1 protein-coding gene is annotated in these 671 nt (G+C 46.1%); it reads right to left on the reverse strand.

The window, feature by feature from the left end; genetic code table 11:
• A partial coding sequence (locus tag L693_RS0117890; protein ID WP_025718763.1) for a glycosyl hydrolase occupies nt 1-671 on the reverse strand: 671 nt, incomplete at both ends.

Consider the following 671-nt stretch of genomic DNA (forward strand, 5'->3'; position numbering starts at 1 on the left):
TTTTTCACATCATCCCGATTCAAGCTCCTCGAATCATCCATATACTCCTGAATTTGATCCGTTGTGTTATTCTCGGTCAGCATCTTTCCCCAAGTCATGGAATACACCCATTTGGGCTGAGTCTGTAACACCTCGGAGCTGGGCATCTCACCGTGTTCCCCAATGGCAATCGGCTTATCCCCTGCCAACCCGAGCAGACCTTCATAATGACTTTGTTTAAAATCATTGTTGTAAATGTCTACAGCCAAAATGTCTACTTTGTCATCCCCCGGATATTTAGGGGTATACGGGAAGGTATATGAATTAGGAGCATTCGGACTCCATACCCACAGCAGATTGTTCAATTGATGTGTGTTTATAAAACGGTCATACATGATATTCCATAGCTGATTGAAATTGTTTTTGTTTCCCCACCAGAACCAGTCACCATTCATTTCGTGATAAGGTCTCCATAAAACCGGAACACCCGCATCACGAAGCTGCTTTAACGATACAGCGACCTTATCCAGATCGGCAATGAGGAGGTTATACTGCGCAGTGCCTGGCGTCACGTATTTATTGAACTCCGTCTGACTTACTTTCGCCTGCACATTGGCCCAAGTCAGTGGTCTACCCGGCAGCGCTTCATGAAAAGTCATCGTCACAATGCCACCGGATCTGCTCCAGCGGAT

This window comes from Paenibacillus sp. 1-18 (assembly GCF_000520755.1).
Classification (GTDB): domain Bacteria; phylum Bacillota; class Bacilli; order Paenibacillales; family Paenibacillaceae; genus Paenibacillus; species Paenibacillus brasilensis.